The organism is Pantoea sp. B623 (assembly GCF_024814475.1).
In the GTDB taxonomy this organism is placed as follows: Bacteria; Pseudomonadota; Gammaproteobacteria; order Enterobacterales; family Enterobacteriaceae; genus Pantoea; species Pantoea ananatis.
Genome location: NZ_JANUXM010000004.1, coordinates 1,494,382 through 1,513,055, shown reverse-complemented (window position 1 = coordinate 1,513,055; position 18,674 = coordinate 1,494,382). Strand labels below are relative to the sequence as shown.

The window sequence follows — 18,674 nt, the reverse complement described above, 5'->3', positions numbered from 1 at the left end:
TGATCGGCAATTTTTATAGCAGGAGTTTTTACGTGACGAATAAAGTCCCGGCCATTTTTCTTGATCGCGATGGCACCCTCAATGTTGATCACGGCTACGTCCACGAAATCGATAATTTCCAGTTTATTGATGGCGTCATTGAAGCATTGCAACAATTAAAGAAGATGGGCTTTGCGTTGGTTGTCGTGACTAACCAGTCTGGTATTGCTCGCGGTATGTTTAGCGAAGATCAGTTTATGCGGCTTACCGAGTGGATGGACTGGTCGCTGGCCGATCGGGATATCGACCTTGATGGGATCTATTTCTGCCCGCACCTTCCCGACGCGACGGTTGAAGAATATCGCCAGCAGTGTGACTGCCGTAAGCCTCAGCCCGGAATGTTACTGTCCGCGCAACAAGAGTTGCACATCGATATGGCGGCCTCTTATATGGTGGGTGACAAACTGGAAGATATGCAGGCCGCCGAGGCCGCCGGCGTAGGTAAGAAAGTCCTTGTGCGCAGCGGTAAGCCGGTCACGGCTGAAGGTGAAGCGCTGGCTGACTGGGTAATAAAGAGTCTTGCCGAGTTACCTGCCCGTATTAAAAGCGCGTAAAACAGCCCCTTTGTGCAAATTTCAGACGAACAGCAAAAAAGTTCAAATTTGCACTTGCGCTCTGTGAAAGCTTCCCTATAATGCGCCTCCACTGACACGGCACAACGGCTTACGTAACGCGGTGTTCAGCAGGAGGCTCCCAGGAGTTTCCGCCGGAGAAAAACTTCTGAAAAAGAGGTTGACTCTGAAGGAGGAAAGCGTAATATACGCCACCTCGCGACAGACGGTTAACCCGCTGTTCGCACTGCTCTTTAACAATTTATCAGACAATCTGTGTGGGCACTCGCAGGATTGATATCAGCGTCTCCGGACGTAAAAAATATCAAAGCCTCACGAGTGAACACATAATGAAATTCATTATGACGTTTTACAGATGAGCACCGCTGGACTTGTTTCAGCAAATCAAACTTTAAATTGAAGAGTTTGATCATGGCTCAGATTGAACGCTGGCGGCAGGCCTAACACATGCAAGTCGGACGGTAGCACAGAGGAGCTTGCTCCTCGGGTGACGAGTGGCGGACGGGTGAGTAATGTCTGGGGATCTGCCCGATAGAGGGGGATAACCACTGGAAACGGTGGCTAATACCGCATAACGTCGCAAGACCAAAGAGGGGGACCTTCGGGCCTCTCACTATCGGATGAACCCAGATGGGATTAGCTAGTAGGCGGGGTAACGGCCCACCTAGGCGACGATCCCTAGCTGGTCTGAGAGGATGACCAGCCACACTGGAACTGAGACACGGTCCAGACTCCTACGGGAGGCAGCAGTGGGGAATATTGCACAATGGGCGCAAGCCTGATGCAGCCATGCCGCGTGTATGAAGAAGGCCTTCGGGTTGTAAAGTACTTTCAGCGGGGAGGAAGGCGATGTGGTTAATAACCGCATTGATTGACGTTACCCGCAGAAGAAGCACCGGCTAACTCCGTGCCAGCAGCCGCGGTAATACGGAGGGTGCAAGCGTTAATCGGAATTACTGGGCGTAAAGCGCACGCAGGCGGTCTGTTAAGTCAGATGTGAAATCCCCGGGCTTAACCTGGGAACTGCATTTGAAACTGGCAGGCTTGAGTCTCGTAGAGGGGGGTAGAATTCCAGGTGTAGCGGTGAAATGCGTAGAGATCTGGAGGAATACCGGTGGCGAAGGCGGCCCCCTGGACGAAGACTGACGCTCAGGTGCGAAAGCGTGGGGAGCAAACAGGATTAGATACCCTGGTAGTCCACGCCGTAAACGATGTCGACTTGGAGGTTGTTCCCTTGAGGAGTGGCTTCCGGAGCTAACGCGTTAAGTCGACCGCCTGGGGAGTACGGCCGCAAGGTTAAAACTCAAATGAATTGACGGGGGCCCGCACAAGCGGTGGAGCATGTGGTTTAATTCGATGCAACGCGAAGAACCTTACCTACTCTTGACATCCAGAGAACTTAGCAGAGATGCTTTGGTGCCTTCGGGAACTCTGAGACAGGTGCTGCATGGCTGTCGTCAGCTCGTGTTGTGAAATGTTGGGTTAAGTCCCGCAACGAGCGCAACCCTTATCCTTTGTTGCCAGCGATTCGGTCGGGAACTCAAAGGAGACTGCCGGTGATAAACCGGAGGAAGGTGGGGATGACGTCAAGTCATCATGGCCCTTACGAGTAGGGCTACACACGTGCTACAATGGCGCATACAAAGAGAAGCGACCTCGCGAGAGCAAGCGGACCTCATAAAGTGCGTCGTAGTCCGGATCGGAGTCTGCAACTCGACTCCGTGAAGTCGGAATCGCTAGTAATCGTGGATCAGAATGCCACGGTGAATACGTTCCCGGGCCTTGTACACACCGCCCGTCACACCATGGGAGTGGGTTGCAAAAGAAGTAGGTAGCTTAACCTTCGGGAGGGCGCTTACCACTTTGTGATTCATGACTGGGGTGAAGTCGTAACAAGGTAACCGTAGGGGAACCTGCGGTTGGATCACCTCCTTACCTGAAGATACCTTCCCGCGAAGTGCTCACACAGATTGTCTGATAGAAAGTCACGAGCAGAAAAAACCTCTACAGGCTTGTAGCTCAGGTGGTTAGAGCGCACCCCTGATAAGGGTGAGGTCGGTGGTTCAAGTCCACTCAGGCCTACCAACTTCGCACTCATGCTGCGTTATGTCTCCGGCTCGCATAGTTCACTATGCTTCGCGGACACACGCCTTGCCTGAGCACGAAGTGCACTTCTCACGAAGTGTACTCGGTTGAGTGGTAGTAGTGGTCTCTGCAGTAACTGTATGGGGCTATAGCTCAGCTGGGAGAGCGCCTGCCTTGCACGCAGGAGGTCAGCGGTTCGATCCCGCTTAGCTCCACCATACTCACTACTGTATTTTTTCTGAAAATACTTCAGAGCGTACCGGCAACGGTGTGCTGCGAAGTATTCTGCTCTTTAACAATCCGGAACAAGCTGAAAATTTGAAACGACGCATTGTCGTGTTCCTCCGTAATAAGGAACACAGCACAACGCGTTCGAGTCTCTCAAAAGCTTACAGCTTACAAGCTAACTGTGAAGCCGTTACGGTAAAACAGATAAACGCCTGTGGGTTGTGAGGTTAAGCGACTAAGCGTACACGGTGGATGCCCTGGCAGTCAGAGGCGATGAAGGGCGTGCTAATCTGCGATAAGCGCCGGTAAGGTGATATGAACCGCAATAACCGGCGATACCCGAATGGGGAAACCCAGTGTGTTCCGACACACTATCATGCAGTGAATACATAGCTGTATGAGGCGAACCGGGGGAACTGAAACATCTAAGTACCCCGAGGAAAAGAAATCAACCGAGATTCCCCCAGTAGCGGCGAGCGAACGGGGAGGAGCCCAGAACCATCATCAGCTTGTGCATCAGTGGAAGCGTCTGGAAAGTCGCAGGGTACAGGGTGATACTCCCGTACACAAAGGTGCACAGGCTGTGAGTTCGATGAGTAAGGCGGGACACGTGGTATCCTGTCTGAATATGGGGGGACCATCCTCCAAGGCTAAATACTCCTGACTGACCGATAGTGAACCAGTACCGTGAGGGAAAGGCGAAAAGAACCCCGGCGAGGGGAGTGAAACAGAACCTGAAACCGTGTACGTACAAGCAGTGGGAGCCTCTTTATGGGGTGACTGCGTACCTTTTGTATAATGGGTCAGCGACTTATATTCTGTAGCAAGGTTAACCGCATAGGGGAGCCGCAGGGAAACCGAGTCTTAACTGGGCGTTAAGTTGCAGGGTATAGACCCGAAACCCGGTGATCTAGCCATGGGCAGGTTGAAGGTTGGGTAACACTAACTGGAGGACCGAACCGACTAATGTTGAAAAATTAGCGGATGACCTGTGGCTGGGGGTGAAAGGCCAATCAAACCGGGAGATAGCTGGTTCTCCCCGAAAGCTATTTAGGTAGCGCCTCGTGAACTCATCTCCGGGGGTAGAGCACTGTTTCGGCTAGGGGGCCATCCCGGCTTACCAACCCGATGCAAACTGCGAATACCGGAGAATGTTATCACGGGAGACACACGGCGGGTGCTAACGTCCGTCGTGAAGAGGGAAACAACCCAGACCGCCAGCTAAGGTCCCAAAGTCATGGTTAAGTGGGAAACGATGTGGGAAGGCCCAGACAGCCAGGATGTTGGCTTAGAAGCAGCCATCATTTAAAGAAAGCGTAATAGCTCACTGGTCGAGTCGGCCTGCGCGGAAGATGTAACGGGGCTAAACCATGCACCGAAGCTGCGGCAGCGACGCTTATGCGTTGTTGGGTAGGGGAGCGTTCTGTAAGCCGTCGAAGGTGGCCTGTGAGGGTTGCTGGAGGTATCAGAAGTGCGAATGCTGACATAAGTAACGATAAACAAGGTGAAAAACCTTGTCGCCGGAAGACCAAGGGTTCCTGTTCAACGTTAATCGGAGCAGGGTGAGTCGACCCCTAAGGCGAGGCCGAAAGGCGTAGTCGATGGGAAACAGGTTAATATTCCTGTACTTGGTGTTACTGCGAAGGGGGGACGGAGAAGGCTATATCAGCCGGGCGACGGTTGTCCCGGTTTAAGCGTGTAGGTGTGTGTTCCAGGCAAATCCGGTTCACTTTACACTGAGGCGTGACGACGAGGCACTACGGTGCTGAAGTGATAAATGCCCTGCTTCCAGGAAAAGCCTCTAAGCATCAGGTAACACAAAATCGTACCCCAAACCGACACAGGTGGTCAGGTAGAGAATACCAAGGCGCTTGAGAGAACTCGGGTGAAGGAACTAGGCAAAATGGTGCCGTAACTTCGGGAGAAGGCACGCTGGCGCGTAGGTGAAGGGACTTGCTCCCGGAGCTGAAGCCAGTCGAAGATACCAGCTGGCTGCAACTGTTTATTAAAAACACAGCACTGTGCAAACACGAAAGTGGACGTATACGGTGTGACGCCTGCCCGGTGCCGGAAGGTTAATTGATGGGGTTATCCGCAAGGAGAAGCTCTTGATCGAAGCCCCGGTAAACGGCGGCCGTAACTATAACGGTCCTAAGGTAGCGAAATTCCTTGTCGGGTAAGTTCCGACCTGCACGAATGGCGTAATGATGGCCAGGCTGTCTCCACCCGAGACTCAGTGAAATTGAAATCGCTGTGAAGATGCAGTGTACCCGCGGCAAGACGGAAAGACCCCGTGAACCTTTACTACAGCTTGACACTGAACACTGAGCCTTGATGTGTAGGATAGGTGGGAGGCTTTGAAGCGTGGACGCCAGTCTGCGTGGAGCCGGCCTTGAAATACCACCCTTTAATGTTTGGTGTTCTAACGTAGGCCCGTGATCCGGGCTGCGGACAGTGTCTGGTGGGTAGTTTGACTGGGGCGGTCTCCTCCCAAAGCGTAACGGAGGAGCACGAAGGTTGGCTAATCCTGGTCGGACATCAGGAGGTTAGTGCAATGGCATAAGCCAGCTTGACTGCGAGAGTGACGGCTCGAGCAGGTGCGAAAGCAGGTCATAGTGATCCGGTGGTTCTGAATGGAAGGGCCATCGCTCAACGGATAAAAGGTACTCCGGGGATAACAGGCTGATACCGCCCAAGAGTTCATATCGACGGCGGTGTTTGGCACCTCGATGTCGGCTCATCACATCCTGGGGCTGAAGTAGGTCCCAAGGGTACGGCTGTTCGCCGTTTAAAGTGGTACGCGAGCTGGGTTTAGAACGTCGTGAGACAGTTCGGTCCCTATCTGCCGTGGGCGCTGGAGAATTGAGGGGGGTTGCTCCTAGTACGAGAGGACCGGAGTGAACGCACCGCTGGTGTCCGGGTTGTCACGCCAGTGGCACTGCCCGGTAGCTAAGTGCGGAAAAGATAAGTGCTGAAAGCATCTAAGCACGAAACTTGCCCCGAGATGAGTTCTCCCTGAGCCTTTAAGGCTCCTGAAGGGACGTTGAAGACGACGACGTTGATAGGCCGGGTGTGTAAGCGCAGCGATGCGTTGAGCTTACCGGTACTAATGACCCGTGAGGCTTAACCTTACAACGCCAGAGGCGTTTTGGTAGAGAGACGATTTAAATTTTCAGCATTGTTTACCGGATAAAGAATTTAGTTCTGTTCTGCGGACGTGAGTCCGAAGGATTTTGCGCTGAGTGCAAGGCGGCAACCGAGACGGGGTGAAGGAGCATACTGAGGTATGTGACTGAGCGGCGCGAGGGAAGCCAGCGCGGCAGCAGCGTGAAAGACGCAGGACGGAGCACAAAGAATTTGCCTGGCGGCTGTAGCGCGGTGGTCCCACCTGACCCCATGCCGAACTCAGAAGTGAAACGCCGTAGCGCCGATGGTAGTGTGGGGTCTCCCCATGCGAGAGTAGGGAACTGCCAGGCATCAAATTGAAGGACCTGCACGTAACCTCGGGCAGTTCACTACTCAGTAGAGTAGGACAAAAGCGAACGCTTTTGAACGCTGCGAGGCAGCGGCCCGAAGGGTGAATCACAGCGTGATTCATAAACTGCCAGGCATCAAATTAAGACCAGTACGCTGGTCATGACCTTACCGGTGACGCGGAAGGGCGATATACCTGATATCAGAACGTTTTTCTGACGTCAGTACAGAATCGGTGGAGCGGTAGTTCAGTTGGTTAGAATACCTGCCTGTCACGCAGGGGGTCGCGGGTTCGAGCCCCGTCCGTTCCGCCACTTAATTGGAAAGCCCTGACTTAACGGTCAGGGCTTTTTCCATTTCTGAGCCAAAATAATTGCCATTACTCTCCCACACGGCAACGTCTCACAGGCTGTAGCGAGCACAGCCCTTCAGGGCTTTATAGAGAGGTGTTGCTGCAAATCGTTTTGCACATGCCAGGGCTGTCTGACCACCCACTCACTGAGAAAATCAATAAAGGCACGCACGCGCTGGGTTACGCCGAGATCGCTGTAATACACGGCGTTAAAGGGCATCTCAACCGGCAAACGCTGATCGGCCATGATCTCCACCAGGCTGCCTTCTTCAATTTCTTTATGCACCATGTAATCTGACAGACAGGCGATACCATTCCCTTCCAGGCAAAGCTGCTTGATGGTCTCTCCGCTATTTGAATCGAGCTCAGAACGAATGCCATAAAGTTCGCCGCCTTCACAGGCCACAGGCCAACGATTAAGGCGCGGTGCATCAATAAAACCAAGACACTGATGATTATCCAGATCGGCCGCCCGCAAAGGTATACCGTGTTTTTTCAAATAGTCGGGAGAGGCAATGAGACGGCGATAGCTGATAAAAAGCAGTCGCGCTCTGAGGCCAGAATCCGTCAGACTGCCTGCCCGAATTGCCACATCGACTTTTCGCTCAATCAGGTTGATAAAGTTTTCAGAAGAAATCAGCGAAAGCGCGATGTCCGGATAGCGTTCCCGAAAGGACTTTATCATCGGCATGATGAGATGCAATATGACTGGCGTCGCTGCGTCTATCCGCAACAGCCCTTTGGGCACATCACGGCTTTCAATCAACTCGTTTTCCGCCGCGGTCATCACCTGAAGAAAATGTTGGACCTGCTGAAAATAACGTTCCCCTTCCTGCGTTAATGCAAGATTGCGGGTTGTTCGCGTAAGTAAGGCCAGCCCCAGCTTAGTTTCCAGCTTCTTAATCGTGCGGCTTACGGCAGAGTTGGCCATCTCTAACGTCTCGGCAGCCCGGCTGAAGCTTCCACTTTCAACCACGCTCACAAATACTTTCAGTTCTTCAGACGATGCCTTCATGGTGTCTCTTCACGCCAAATAGCCTGTAGGCCGATAGAACTGTTATTAAAGCACAGCACTGACCTGGCCCCTTGGCGCGAAAGGCTTTTTCCCGATAAGACAGATGATAAATTATGCCGTGCTTGAGCAGACCGGCCCACAAGACAGCGTATCAATACAGCCCGTTATGATTAAAATAAACAGATCGGGTTTGGAACAATCGGCAGCATCCATTGAAACCGCGTACTAAAATCCCTATAACAGATAAGTCATACGACTTTTTGAACGATTAGCCAGGCGGGAAAGTGCGCAAAAAAACCTACGCGATGAGATATGTAGCCGGACAGCCAGCGGAGAGGATCTTTCCCCCGGGTGCAATGTTTCATCTCGGCCAGGCGCTGCCTCCCGGCGCGCCGCTCCCCGCTCACCCCAATCTTAAAGTGCTGGTATGGAATATCTTTAAACAGCAGCGTGCCGACTGGATGTCCGTACTGGAAGGCTTTGGTAAAGATGCGCATCTGGTTCTGCTCCAGGAAGCGCAAACCACGCCAGAGCTTATCCGGTTTGCGACCAGCAACTATCTGGCGGCCGATCAGGTTCCGGCATTCGTGTTGCCTCAGCATCCCTCTGGCGTGATGACACTGGCTTCCGCTCACCCAGTCTACTGTTGCCCTTTGCGCGAGCGAGAGCCGCTTCTGAGGCTCTCTAAATCGGCTTTAGTCACGGCCTATCCGTTACCCACGGGTGAAACGCTTATGGTAGTCAACATTCATGCCGTAAACTTTAGTCTGGGCGTGGATGTCTACAGTAAACAACTTGGGCCTATTGGCGAACAGATTGTCCACCACCGTGGTCCGGTTATCATGGCTGGCGATTTCAATGCGTGGAGTCGTCAACGGATTAACGCGCTTTACCGGTTTGCTCATCAGATGCAGCTGGAAGAGGTGATGTTCACCGCGGATCATCGACGTAAAGCCTTTGGCCGGCCGTTAGATTTCGTCTTCTATCGCGACATGCACGTTAGTGAGGCGTCAGTGCTGGTGACGCGCGCATCCGATCATAATCCCTTGCTGGTCGAATTTAACGCCAGTCGGTGAGGAGAATCGCGGAGAGGCGTTCTGTCAGGAGGAGAGGGCGAAACGCCGGGAGATCATGCAAAGTGCAGAAGAATCGAATAAGAAAAAAGGCTGACATTTGTCAGCCTTTTCAACGTATCAGGTATCTGGCGTTGCGTTATTCTTAACAAACAACGTTAGCTCATCGCCAGGCTGAATATCTTTTGCATTACTCACAACACTGTTCCAGCGCATCACGTCTTTAATATTCACGCCGTGACGACGGGCGATACTGTCAAGAGAATCACCCTTACGAACACGATAGGTGATGCTGTTGCCATTATCCGCCAGGCTCGTGCCGCTCGATCCGACAGTCAGTATCTGACCCGGACGAATGCTGGCACTGCGCAGGTTATTTTGCTGCTTCAGTGTTGCAACGCTGACGCCTAACTTATTGGCAATGCCCGACAGGGTATCGCCGCTTCGCACTTTGTAGCCACCATCATTACTGGCCTTCGCCAGTTGGGTGGGCTGCACTGCAGAGATATCACCGGAAGCCAGTGAATCCCGCAACTGTGCGACGTTAGCTTTCGGCACCATAATGTAGTGTGGCCCATTAGGTGCTGTCGCACCGCCTTTATACCCGGTATTGAAGCTCTTCAACTTTGTGAGCGACATACCGGCCATTTCAGCGGCTTGCGTCAGTTTTATCTGCTGACCCACTTCAACACGTGCCAGTGCACGGTTTTCGTTAGGTGTCGGCAGTTTGATACCGTAACGCTTGTTGTTCTTAAGCAACTCGCTCAAGGCCAACATTTTTGGAACATAAACCGTCGTTTCACGTGGAAGCGAAAGATGCCAGAAGTCGGTAGGCTTACCGCGTGCCTTGTTCTGCTTAATCGCTTTGAGCACGCGTCCTTCGCCACTGTTGTAGGCCGCAACTGTCAGAAGCCAGTCACCACCGAACATGGTATTTAGACGCTGCATCATATCCAGCGCTACTTTGGTTGAAGCGACAACATCGCGACGACCATCGTAGTAACGGTTTTGTTTTAAACCATAGTTTCGACCCGTACTGCCAACAATCTGCCAGATGCCAGCGGCATTTGCAGATGACGTTGCGTGAGGATCAAAAGCGCTCTCCACTATGGGTAGCAGTACTAGTTCCATCGGCATCTTACGTTTCTTAATCTGCTCGACTATCCAGTACATGTACGGCTCTGCCCGTAATGTTACATCGTGGAGATAGCTCTTATTTTTTAAAAACTTTAATTTCTGTTCGCGGATCCGGGGGTTTTCCGGAATCCCCATCTTCAACTCGTCACTAATGAAACTCCAGAGATCACTATCTTCTGCGAGGCCAGTTCCATCTTCCTGCCATCGCGGCGATAAAAGTCGATCACCGTACTTTCCATTTTCACTTTGACCAGCTGAAGACAGACTCTGTGCATGCTGTTCGGGGATATTGGCGTCATTCCGTGATGCCTGACATCCTACCAGCAAGACCGAGGCGAGTAATATCGCTTTAGCCTTCATGTGTGTGTCAATAGTTCGCTTAAAAGACGAGCAACTATACGTGACGGTCCTTCACAACACAACCTGAAAAATCAAAAACGGTCTTTCTTCTCGCGTAGAACGGCAAATGTCTTCCATACAGGCTCTACCTCTGAATCAACGCTCAAAGCATGTTGTAAATCAGGATCTTGCGTTCTGAGAAATAAATTTATCACACGCTCGTGAGCCAGTTTTGTAGGTAAAGTAATGCGATTTTCGGCCCGTAAGTCCTTAATTTTATGGTATTCAGCCGTTATTTGCGGATCGTGGGGTAAAATTGCAGCAGCAAACTTCAGATTGGATAAAGTGTATTCATGTGCACAGCACACCAGGGTATCCTCTGGGAGTTGGTTAAGCTTCTGAAAAGAATCGAACATTTGCTCTGGCGTACCTTCAAATAATCTACCGCAGCCGCCCGAAAACAGAGTGTCACCGCAGAAAAGATAAGGCGAACTGTAATATGAGATATGTCCTAAAGTGTGTCCGGGCGTAGCGATAACCTCGAAAGACAGACCCAGAACGTTGAATTTATCCCCTTCGCTGACCCGAATGGTTGCACCTTTGTCCGCTGTTTCTTGCGGACCATAAACGGCAATGTCAGGAAAATGTTCGCAGAGGGTTTTAACACCGCCTGTGTGGTCATTATGATGATGGGTTAACAAAATCGCTTCAGGCTGCCAGCCGTTAGCTTTGATCTTCTCCAGTACCGGCAGAGCTTCACCGGGATCAACAATCAGGCATTTTCCGTTGTCATCTGTTAACGTCCAGATGTAGTTATCTTGTAATGCAGGAATACTGGTAAGATTCATAGATACCTCTCGCTGGCCGTATAAAAAGGAAAATGGTAAAGCATGAAGCCCGCTAAAACACGCCAAATCCTGAACGCGCCACGCTCATGGCACGATATGCCCTGGGGCGTCTATTTCCGCGATGCGCTTACACAGCAGCTTCAGCCTTACCTGGGAAAGCTGTACGGCTTTCATATGCTTAAGCTTGGCAACCTCAGCGCAGAAATCAATACAGAAAATTGTGCTATCTCACATCAGGTCAGTGTAGGCACTGAAGGGGAACAGCTACAGGTGCTGGCAAATCCGGCACAGCTGCCGTTTGAATCGAAGTCTGTTGATGCCTGTTTACTGGCCCATACGTTATCCTGGAGTCAGGATCCGCACCGGATATTGCGCGAGGTTGATCGCGTTCTGATCGATGACGGCTGGATGATCATCAGTGGTTTTAATCCGTTCAGTCTGCTGGGCATCAGTAAGATGGTGCCGGGCATCCAGCGTAAAGCGCCCTGGAGCAGCCGGATGTTTAGTCAGATGCGATTACTGGACTGGCTGGGCTTACTGAATTACGAAGTGGTTTACCGCACGCGTTTCCAGGTGCTGCCCTGGCATCGGCAGGGGGGGAAAATGATCAGCGCCCATCTTCCCGCGTTAGGTTGCCTGAACATTGTTGTGGCGCGTAAACGGAGTTTTCCCCTTACGCCCACCAAGGCGCGGATGAGCCTGAGCAAAAGACAATTGCCCCAGACGGTCAACGCGACGCGCCAGTTCCGACACGTCAAAGATCAGGATTCTGGCTGATAGCCAATATCATCAAAGGCCGGGTTGTTCGCTGCGCTGCGCGCCAGTTCATCACAACGTTCGTTTTCGGGATGGCCGGCATGACCTTTAACCCATTCCCACTGAATCTGGTGTGTGCTGAGCGCGGTATCCAGCCGTTGCCACAAATCGACGTTCTTAACCGGCTTCTTCTCAGCCGTTTTCCAGCCACGCTTTTTCCAGTTGTGTATCCATTGTGTAATACCCTGGCGCACATACTGACTGTCGGTACTTAACACCACATCGCAGGGTTGCGTCAGGGCTTCCAGTGACACGATGGCCGCCATTAACTCCATGCGATTATTGGTCGTCAGGCGATAACCCGCACTGAAGGTTTTTTCATGCTGCCCGTAACGCAAAATTGCGCCATAACCACCGGGGCCCGGGTTGCCGAGACAAGATCCATCGGTGAAAATCTCTACCTGTTTACGCATCTCTGGTAGACTTCCTTCTGACAAAACGCCAAGTCTGACATAAAACGAGGCCTATGAGCACTGCAAATAACCGTCAAATTGTTCTCGATACTGAAACCACCGGTATGAATATGATCGGGGTACATTATGAAGGTCACCGCATCATTGAGATTGGTGCCGTCGAAGTCATTAACCGCCGCCTGACGGGCAATAACTTCCATATGTATCTCAAGCCCGACAGGCTGGTGGATCCTGAAGCGTTTGGCGTTCACGGTATCGCCGATGAATTCCTGCTGGATAAGCCGACCTTCAGCGATATTGCCGATGAGTTTCTCGATTACATCCGCGGTGCGGAGTTGGTGATTCATAACGCGTCGTTTGATATCGGCTTTATGGATTACGAATTCGGTAAACTGCAGCGCGGTATCGAGAAAACCGAAACCTTCTGCAAGATTACCGACAGCCTGGCAATGGCGCGCCGCATGTTTCCCGGCAAGCGCAACAGCCTTGATGCGCTGTGCTCACGTTACGAAATAGATAACAGCAAGCGTACGCTGCACGGCGCACTGCTGGATGCCGAGATACTGGCCGAAGTTTTCTTAACGATGACCGGCGGGCAAACTTCGCTGTCGTTCTCATCGGAAGAGGAACGAGCACGTCAGCAGCAGAGCGAAGGTATTCAGCGTATTGCTCGCCCCAGCTCGGGATTGCGTGTGGTTACCGCCAGCGATGAGGAAGTTAACCAGCATGAGTCCCGGTTAGATCTCATTATGAAGAAGGGCGGCAGCTGTCTGTGGCGCGCCTGAGTCGCAAAGATTTGTGTGTAAAATCAACATTGGGGCGAAAATAGCAGCAAACAGAATGTTGCACGGGGAAAAGCGTTGACGCGTACTCTTGTTGTGATTAATATGCGCCTCGTTCCCGACGGGGAACAAAGCGCGGAGCGGTAGTTCAGTTGGTTAGAATACCTGCCTGTCACGCAGGGGGTCGCGGGTTCGAGCCCCGTCCGTTCCGCCAAATTTCGACGCCATGCTGGTTATCAGCATGGCGTTTTTGCTTTTTTAGCGTCGAAAACTCCGAAACAATTTCCTTTCATTCAGGCAACCAAAGTATTAATGCTGCCAAATAAAAACGTTGTCTCACGCCAGCACGATTAACACCTTCGCACCACTAAATCATTAACTGCAAACGGTTGAACGCCCGATGCCAGTCATGACTGAAATCATCAATGGCATGTTTTGCCAGAGGGGAGTTAAACATTTCGCACATCACATCGACAGGTAAGGTGACAGCCGCCGCGCCAGAGAGCAGGCAGTCCGCTACCTGCGTCGTGTTTTTAAAGCTGGCTGCTAATATCTTGCACTCCATCTTATGCAGTTGAATAAATTGCTGCATATTTGAAACGGCCTGCTTTGCATTGATATTATTATTTTCCATACGGTTGAAATAGGGCGCAATATAATCAGCGCCAGCAAAGGCCGCCAACATCGCCTGTGAGGTAGAGTAAATCGCCGTGCCTAAAGTAGGAATGTTACGTTGTTTCAACTGGGTAATCGCGGCGAGTCCGGCCCGGTCGACGGGGATTTTCACGACCATATTGGCGCACAGCTCATGGAGGTACTGCGCCTCGCGAATAATCGTTGGTGTATCCTTTGCCAGAACCTGAGCAAAGATAAGCTTCTCTTCCCCTAAAATCGTGCGTAGCTCGCTGATTAACTTCGTCAGTTCGACGCCAGATTTGGCGACGAGCGAAGGGTTGGTGGTCACGCCATTAACGGGTAAAACGTTGACCAGATCGTGAATAGCTAACGTATCTGCACTATCGATATACAATTCCATATTCCCTCCCAGGTGGCTGATAGATTAAAAACGGGCTAAATAAATGTTATTTATGCAAATCATAGAGATTGATGGCTCCAACTAACTGACCCTGTTGATTGACGACTGGCGCCGCGCTAATGCGTCGGTCATATAATTTCTGCGTAGCGGCCGCAACGCTAAGGTGTTCGGCCAGTTTGTAGCCGGGGCGCGTCAGGAGAGGATCAAGCCGATCGTCCAGCTTTTTACCAGCTAACAGCGCGCGGCGCAGATCGCCGTCAGTAAAAATACCCTCGATATCGTTGTCGTCATCACAGGCAATCACAATCCCCATACCGGTACGGGTCAGTTCTTCCATGGCATCTAACACGGAGGCGTTTTTATTTACGCGAGGAATGCGTTCGCCTTTTCGCATAGATTGCGCAACCGAATTAAGCAGGCCAGCGCCCAGGCTGCCTCCGGGATGGGAGCGGGCAAATTGCTCCTCATTAAAATTACGTGAACGCATCAGCGCCATTGCCAAAGCGTCACCCAATAACAGGGTATTCACGGCGCTCGACGTGGGCGCAAGCCCCATCGGGCAGGCTTCCCGATTAACAGCAAGATGCAGTACGTGGTTGGCCTGCTGGGCCAGAAAGGAGTGGGCGACATTAGTGATCGCAATAATGGGAACGTTGAGCGCCTTAAGGGCAGGAACAATAATCTGTAATTCAGCCGCGCTGCCGGAATTCGAGATAAAAATAAACACGTCCTGCGAAGTGATCATGCCCAGATCGCCATGCAAGGCTTCAGCAGGATGCACAAAAAAAGCGGGAGTGCCGGTACTGGCCAGCGAAGCGGCGATTTTTTTTCCAATATGGCCAGATTTACCGATGCCAGAAACAATCGTTTTGCCCTGACATTGCAGAATTAATTCACACGCATTGATAAACGCGTCATCTAAGCTGTTAAACAGATTCTGAGCCTCGGCAATTTCAAGCGACAGGGCCTCTCTGGCATACTCGAGCAGCACCTCTTTATTCTTCATCCTCCCCTCCTGCGACAATGACGTTGATTTTTTTGTCCACGAGTCGCTGAAGGTAATGAGGCGTAATACCGGCATCCGTGATAATGGTATCCACCTTATCCAGACTACACACAACATTTGGGCTTTTACGACCAAACTTGGATGAATCAGCAAGAACAATAATCCTGTCAGCCGCCGCGCACATCGACGTGCTGACGGCATGAACTTCGTTAAAGGTGGTGATCCCCATATCCAAATCAATACCATCGGCGCCAATAAATAACTTATCGAAGTTAAAAGAGCGAAAGGCTGACTCGGCAAGTCCGCCATGAAATGAGGCGGACTTTTTTCGTAACGTTCCGCCGGGCATTAAAATGGTCTGATCGCCATCTAATTCCATTAACGCATTCACAATGTGCAGGCTGTTTGTCATGACGGTAATGTTATTGAAGGGTTTGAGATGCCTGACCATTTGAAGCACGGTGCTGCCAGTATCCAGGATTAGCGAATCACCATCGTTAACCAGTTGTATGGCCGATTCAGCAATGTGCCTTTTTCTGTCACTGTTGATATGCGTTTTATGGTCGATAGGTTGATCGCCTTCTTCATGGCTCAGAATGACGCCACCGTGAATACGAATCACCTCGCTGCGCTTTTCCATTTCGGTCAGATCTTTGCGAATCGTCGTGCCTGTTGCTTTGAAATAGTCGATCAGATCGCCAATGGTGGTTTTGCCATTTTTTTGGAGATAGGCAAGGATAGCTTCCTGTCTTTGTTGCGGTTTCATCAGTAACGCCTTATCTGAAAGGGGTTTTGTCAAAATTAAAGCAGCGCTAAAATTTTCATCCTGCTTTCAATTTAACACATCAGTCTTTCATTGATATGGCGGAAAGTAAGGCTTTTTGACACGTTTCACGTTCGGGAAAAATTTTTTTCGCATCGATATCATCAAGATAACAGTCGGTTAACAAAGGCAAAGCATGTGGACGCGCAAAAACGGTGAAGCCTTTCATAATGACAGCCGCCAGGATTCGTCCTTCGGGATTGACCGCGACTGCGATAATTACGCGGGGTTTAACGTTGAAGCGGTTTGAAGCCGATCGCCCGATGCCAACCCGACCTTGCTGAAATAACCCCTCCAGCATATGGTTAAAGCGTCGTAACTGATACCAGCCAAACAACGAATGGGCCAGCCATGCCAACAGTGCTACAGCAATTATCCCGCTACTCATCTTCGTCTCCTGAGCAAGGCCAACATACCAGGCCAGCGATATTGAAGGGGGCAATCAGAACATCACCTGGCCGCCCGTGATATTGATAGACTGCCCGGTGCAATATGAGGCCTTGTCACTTGCATAAAACAACAAGACGTTCAGCACATCCTGGTATTCACAACCGCGCTTGAGTGGCACTTTTGCAATATAGCTGGCTTCAACTTCCTCGGGCGAGATGCCCAGTTTTTTTGCATACTGAGGAAGCAGAGACTGAAACATCGGCGATTTGAGCAAATTACCCAGCATCAGCGAATGTACTCTGATGCCATAATCCGCTAAATCGAGGGCCAGTGACTGTGTTAATCCCACGCCGCCAAATTTAGCCGCGCTGTAGCCCGAATTATGTTTACTGCCTGTTTTGCCCGACTTCGAATTGATCTGAATAATGCGGCCCGGAATATTATCGCGAATCATCAGTCGGGAAAATTCACGTGCACAGAGAAAATACCCAACCAGATTGACCTGCAAAGATATTTCAAAATCTTTTAAGGCGAAATCAGTGACAAAGGACGCTTTTGCCATGCCGGCACTGTAAATCATCACATTGACCTGTTTAAAGACCTTATCGATATTGCCAGCAAGCGCAATAACACTCGCCTCATCTGTTGCATCAACCTCAAAACCCACGGCCCGATTGGCGCCATATTCGGCGTTAATTTCTGAGGCGACCTTTCGGGCGTTTTCCCCTTTCAAATCCGCGACGGCAACGCGGTAACCTGCTTCGGCCAGCCCTTTTGCCAGAAATGCCCCCAGCGTTTGCCCACCACCGATAACCACAGCAACTTCAGACATAACTCGCTCCTATGCAAAGAGTTTTACGGATGTTTCCGTCGTAATTCTGTCGGGCGCTTTTCCACTAACATGGATTGAACCAGGCAGTTGCGCGGTTGGCTGCCCGTCGAAAACAACGGTGATATGGCCCAGTTCGCGCAAGTTTTCGATCGCGACCTCACCGATGGCCGTCACGGCATAACACCGTTCTCCCAGCTGCAGGGTTGAACCCGTGACAGGATGCCCCGTCAGCGTGCCATGCTGGTGGATAAAGCAATAATCCTGAATATCGGCGGGTGCGCCTTCCCGAAATAAAATCATCATGTTTTCAAGCAGCGCATCGTGGGCGTTTATGCCCACTTTGATTATTTCGGTTTCAAAGTGCGTCATGACTTTTCTCCAGAAGGGGGGCGTTTAGTGATAAATAAAGGCAGAGACTGCCCAGGCAATCAGCACGGTAGGGGCACCGGTCAGGAAGCGGCCGACCAGAACGGAAGGAACCCCCACGCGCACGGTGTCCTGTTTCGCCTCCGCCAGCGATAAACCCACAGGAATAAAATCTGCAGCGGCTTGTGCATTGATGGCAAACAGGGCTGGCAGGGCAAGATGGGGCGGAATATGACCCAGTCCGATTTGAACGCCGATCAGTACACCAATAACCTGGGCTATCACGGCGCCCGGCCCCAAGAACGGCGACAGGAGCGGAAAGGAACAGATTAAGGCCAGCGTGATTAAGCCAAGAGGATTGGTGGCGAGTGGCGTCAGCCCGTGGGCAATCATATCGCCCAAACCTGAGGCCATGATGATGCCAATGATGGCCGCCACAAATGCCATAAAAGGGAGGATGGTCTTGAGTACGGTATCAATGGTATCCCGCCCGGCCTGGAAAAATTCGGCAACGACGGTCCCCATTCCTGTGCCAATTTTTGCCAGTAAACCGTCGCTTTGCTCGGTAATTTTTTTACTCGAGTCATAATCTTTCCCCGCGCCAGCGCCACGGGGCGCGGGGGCAGCACGTTTTTCGTCATGGGTGTGAATGACGTCTTTACTGCCGTGATCCTCGCGATTGACGATGCTGATATTCTCAGGCTTAACGCCAGAGACATAAATGTCTTCCAGGATATATTGTGCCAGCGGTCCGGACTTTCCTGTCGCATGGATATTCACGGTGGGGATACCGCGTTTGGGATAAAGACCACAACGCAGCGTGCCACCACAATCGATGATGGCCAGACCAATTTCATCGGCTGGCGGTTCCCCTTGTTTGAAACCATCTACAGCTTCCCAATGGGTGATTTCACTGATCCTGTCCACGATTGACGGTCGGGCGCCGGCGGTGATGTAAACAATTTTTTTCCCGGGTGTTATATCAAGTTGTAAAGGGCCGCCCCAACCGCTGTTTCCTTTTTCGATACGGATTTGTGTCGTCATTTTA

The 18,674-nt window shown here is 51.4% G+C and carries 15 protein-coding genes, 4 tRNA genes and 3 rRNA genes; 11 read left to right on the top strand and 11 right to left on the bottom strand.

From position 1 onward, the window contains the following. The first annotated feature begins 32 nt into the window (after positions 1–32). The 7 genes from gmhB to NXS97_RS08975 all read left to right on the top strand — a co-directional run bounded on the left by gmhB (position 33) and on the right by NXS97_RS08975 (position 6,712). The gene (gene gmhB, locus NXS97_RS09005) at positions 33–593 is read left to right on the top strand and encodes a D-glycero-beta-D-manno-heptose 1,7-bisphosphate 7-phosphatase (protein ID WP_041930709.1); all 561 of its coding nucleotides are present in this window, start codon (positions 33–35) and stop codon (positions 591–593) included. 411 nt (positions 594–1,004) lie between these two features. Continuing rightward, positions 1,005–2,546: ribosomal RNA gene (locus NXS97_RS09000) — 16S ribosomal RNA — on the top strand. A gap of 73 nt (positions 2,547–2,619) precedes the next feature. Continuing rightward, positions 2,620–2,696 (top strand) — tRNA-Ile (locus NXS97_RS08995). 142 nt (positions 2,697–2,838) lie between these two features. Next, a tRNA-Ala gene (locus NXS97_RS08990) sits at positions 2,839–2,914 on the top strand. Between the two features lie 235 nt (positions 2,915–3,149). After that, positions 3,150–6,055: ribosomal RNA gene (locus NXS97_RS08985) — 23S ribosomal RNA — on the top strand. Positions 6,056–6,284: 229 nt separating this feature from the next. Next, positions 6,285–6,400 (top strand): 5S ribosomal RNA (rrf, locus tag NXS97_RS08980). The 16S, 23S and 5S rRNA genes sit together here with 3 tRNA genes alongside, the layout of an rRNA operon. 235 nt (positions 6,401–6,635) lie before the next feature. Beyond that, a tRNA-Asp gene (locus tag NXS97_RS08975) sits at positions 6,636–6,712 on the top strand. A 114-nt stretch (positions 6,713–6,826) separates the two neighbouring features. On the opposite strand, the gene yafC is transcribed toward NXS97_RS08975, so the two are convergent. Continuing rightward, the gene (yafC, locus tag NXS97_RS08970; RefSeq protein ID WP_013024716.1) at positions 6,827–7,765 is read right to left on the bottom strand and encodes a DNA-binding transcriptional regulator YafC; all 939 of its coding nucleotides are present in this window, start codon (positions 7,763–7,765) and stop codon (positions 6,827–6,829) included. Positions 7,766–8,049: 284 nt separating this feature from the next. Between yafC and NXS97_RS08965 the strand changes: the two genes are divergently transcribed. Beyond that, positions 8,050–8,841: an endonuclease/exonuclease/phosphatase family protein gene (locus NXS97_RS08965; RefSeq protein ID WP_014606543.1), complete on the top strand. Its 792-nt coding sequence runs from the start codon at positions 8,050–8,052 to the stop codon at positions 8,839–8,841. Positions 8,842–8,958: 117 nt separating this feature from the next. Here NXS97_RS08965 and mltD read toward each other — a convergent pair whose 3' ends face one another. Both mltD and gloB read right to left on the bottom strand, forming a co-directional pair. Next, the gene (gene mltD / locus NXS97_RS08960; RefSeq protein ID WP_013024718.1) at positions 8,959–10,335 is read right to left on the bottom strand and encodes a murein transglycosylase D; all 1,377 of its coding nucleotides are present in this window, start codon (positions 10,333–10,335) and stop codon (positions 8,959–8,961) included. A 71-nt stretch (positions 10,336–10,406) separates the two neighbouring features. Further along, positions 10,407–11,162: a hydroxyacylglutathione hydrolase gene (gene gloB, locus NXS97_RS08955; protein WP_015700915.1), complete on the bottom strand. Its 756-nt coding sequence runs from the start codon at positions 11,160–11,162 to the stop codon at positions 10,407–10,409. 42 nt (positions 11,163–11,204) lie between these two features. Between gloB and NXS97_RS08950 the strand changes: the two genes are divergently transcribed. After that, the gene (locus NXS97_RS08950) at positions 11,205–11,939 is read left to right on the top strand and encodes a class I SAM-dependent methyltransferase (protein WP_013024720.1); all 735 of its coding nucleotides are present in this window, start codon (positions 11,205–11,207) and stop codon (positions 11,937–11,939) included. Here the strand turns inward: NXS97_RS08950 and rnhA are convergent. Further along, a complete protein-coding gene (gene rnhA / locus NXS97_RS08945) occupies positions 11,924–12,391 on the bottom strand; it encodes a ribonuclease HI (RefSeq protein ID WP_014606540.1) in 468 nt (155 codons plus the stop codon). The genes NXS97_RS08950 and rnhA overlap by 16 nt on opposite strands. 53 nt (positions 12,392–12,444) lie before the next feature. Here rnhA and dnaQ point away from each other — a divergent pair, with 53 nt between their 5' ends. Beyond that, positions 12,445–13,176, top strand: a complete 732-nt coding sequence (gene dnaQ, locus NXS97_RS08940) for a DNA polymerase III subunit epsilon (protein WP_014606539.1) — start codon at positions 12,445–12,447, stop codon at positions 13,174–13,176. Between the two features lie 134 nt (positions 13,177–13,310). Beyond that, a tRNA-Asp gene (locus tag NXS97_RS08935) sits at positions 13,311–13,387 on the top strand. A 153-nt stretch (positions 13,388–13,540) separates the two neighbouring features. On the opposite strand, the gene NXS97_RS08930 is transcribed toward NXS97_RS08935, so the two are convergent. The 7 genes from NXS97_RS08930 to NXS97_RS08900 all read right to left on the bottom strand — a co-directional run bounded on the left by NXS97_RS08930 (position 13,541) and on the right by NXS97_RS08900 (position 18,670). Beyond that, entirely contained in the window at positions 13,541–14,209 is a 669-nt protein-coding gene (locus NXS97_RS08930) for a transaldolase family protein (RefSeq protein WP_105079790.1), read from the bottom strand. 46 nt (positions 14,210–14,255) lie between these two features. Then, the gene (locus NXS97_RS08925) at positions 14,256–15,215 is read right to left on the bottom strand and encodes a KpsF/GutQ family sugar-phosphate isomerase (protein WP_015700913.1); all 960 of its coding nucleotides are present in this window, start codon (positions 15,213–15,215) and stop codon (positions 14,256–14,258) included. Further along, positions 15,205–15,981, bottom strand: a complete 777-nt coding sequence (locus NXS97_RS08920; RefSeq protein WP_014606536.1) for a DNA-binding transcriptional repressor — start codon at positions 15,979–15,981, stop codon at positions 15,205–15,207. Before NXS97_RS08920 ends, NXS97_RS08925 begins: the two co-directional genes overlap by 11 nt. A 79-nt stretch (positions 15,982–16,060) precedes the next feature. After that, a complete protein-coding gene (locus NXS97_RS08915; RefSeq protein ID WP_116219483.1) occupies positions 16,061–16,426 on the bottom strand; it encodes a transcriptional regulator GutM in 366 nt (121 codons plus the stop codon). A gap of 54 nt (positions 16,427–16,480) precedes the next feature. Then, a complete protein-coding gene (gene srlD / locus NXS97_RS08910; protein WP_015700911.1) occupies positions 16,481–17,260 on the bottom strand; it encodes a sorbitol-6-phosphate dehydrogenase in 780 nt (259 codons plus the stop codon). Between the two features lie 9 nt (positions 17,261–17,269). Beyond that, positions 17,270–17,629, bottom strand: a complete 360-nt coding sequence (locus NXS97_RS08905) for a PTS glucitol/sorbitol transporter subunit IIA (RefSeq protein ID WP_014606533.1) — start codon at positions 17,627–17,629, stop codon at positions 17,270–17,272. Positions 17,630–17,653: 24 nt separating this feature from the next. Then, a complete protein-coding gene (locus NXS97_RS08900; protein WP_013024729.1) occupies positions 17,654–18,670 on the bottom strand; it encodes a PTS glucitol/sorbitol transporter subunit IIB in 1,017 nt (338 codons plus the stop codon). Between the last annotated feature and the right edge of the window lie 4 nt (positions 18,671–18,674).

Coding starts and splice junctions, on each gene's coding strand:
- yafC (WP_013024716.1), bottom strand. CDS start 7,765: ATGAAGGCATCGTCTGAAGAACTGAAAGTATTTGTGAGCGTGGTTGAA.
- mltD (WP_013024718.1), bottom strand. CDS start 10,335: ATGAAGGCTAAAGCGATATTACTCGCCTCGGTCTTGCTGGTAGGATGT.
- gloB (WP_015700915.1), bottom strand. CDS start 11,162: ATGAATCTTACCAGTATTCCTGCATTACAAGATAACTACATCTGGACG.
- NXS97_RS08950 (WP_013024720.1), top strand. CDS start 11,205: ATGAAGCCCGCTAAAACACGCCAAATCCTGAACGCGCCACGCTCATGG.
- rnhA (WP_014606540.1), bottom strand. CDS start 12,391: ATGCGTAAACAGGTAGAGATTTTCACCGATGGATCTTGTCTCGGCAAC.
- dnaQ (WP_014606539.1), top strand. CDS start 12,445: ATGAGCACTGCAAATAACCGTCAAATTGTTCTCGATACTGAAACCACC.
- NXS97_RS08930 (WP_105079790.1), bottom strand. CDS start 14,209: ATGGAATTGTATATCGATAGTGCAGATACGTTAGCTATTCACGATCTG.
- NXS97_RS08925 (WP_015700913.1), bottom strand. CDS start 15,215: ATGAAGAATAAAGAGGTGCTGCTCGAGTATGCCAGAGAGGCCCTGTCG.
- NXS97_RS08920 (WP_014606536.1), bottom strand. CDS start 15,981: ATGAAACCGCAACAAAGACAGGAAGCTATCCTTGCCTATCTCCAAAAA.
- NXS97_RS08915 (WP_116219483.1), bottom strand. CDS start 16,426: ATGAGTAGCGGGATAATTGCTGTAGCACTGTTGGCATGGCTGGCCCAT.
- srlD (WP_015700911.1), bottom strand. CDS start 17,260: ATGTCTGAAGTTGCTGTGGTTATCGGTGGTGGGCAAACGCTGGGGGCA.
- NXS97_RS08905 (WP_014606533.1), bottom strand. CDS start 17,629: ATGACGCACTTTGAAACCGAAATAATCAAAGTGGGCATAAACGCCCAC.
- NXS97_RS08900 (WP_013024729.1), bottom strand. CDS start 18,670: ATGACGACACAAATCCGTATCGAAAAAGGAAACAGCGGTTGGGGCGGC.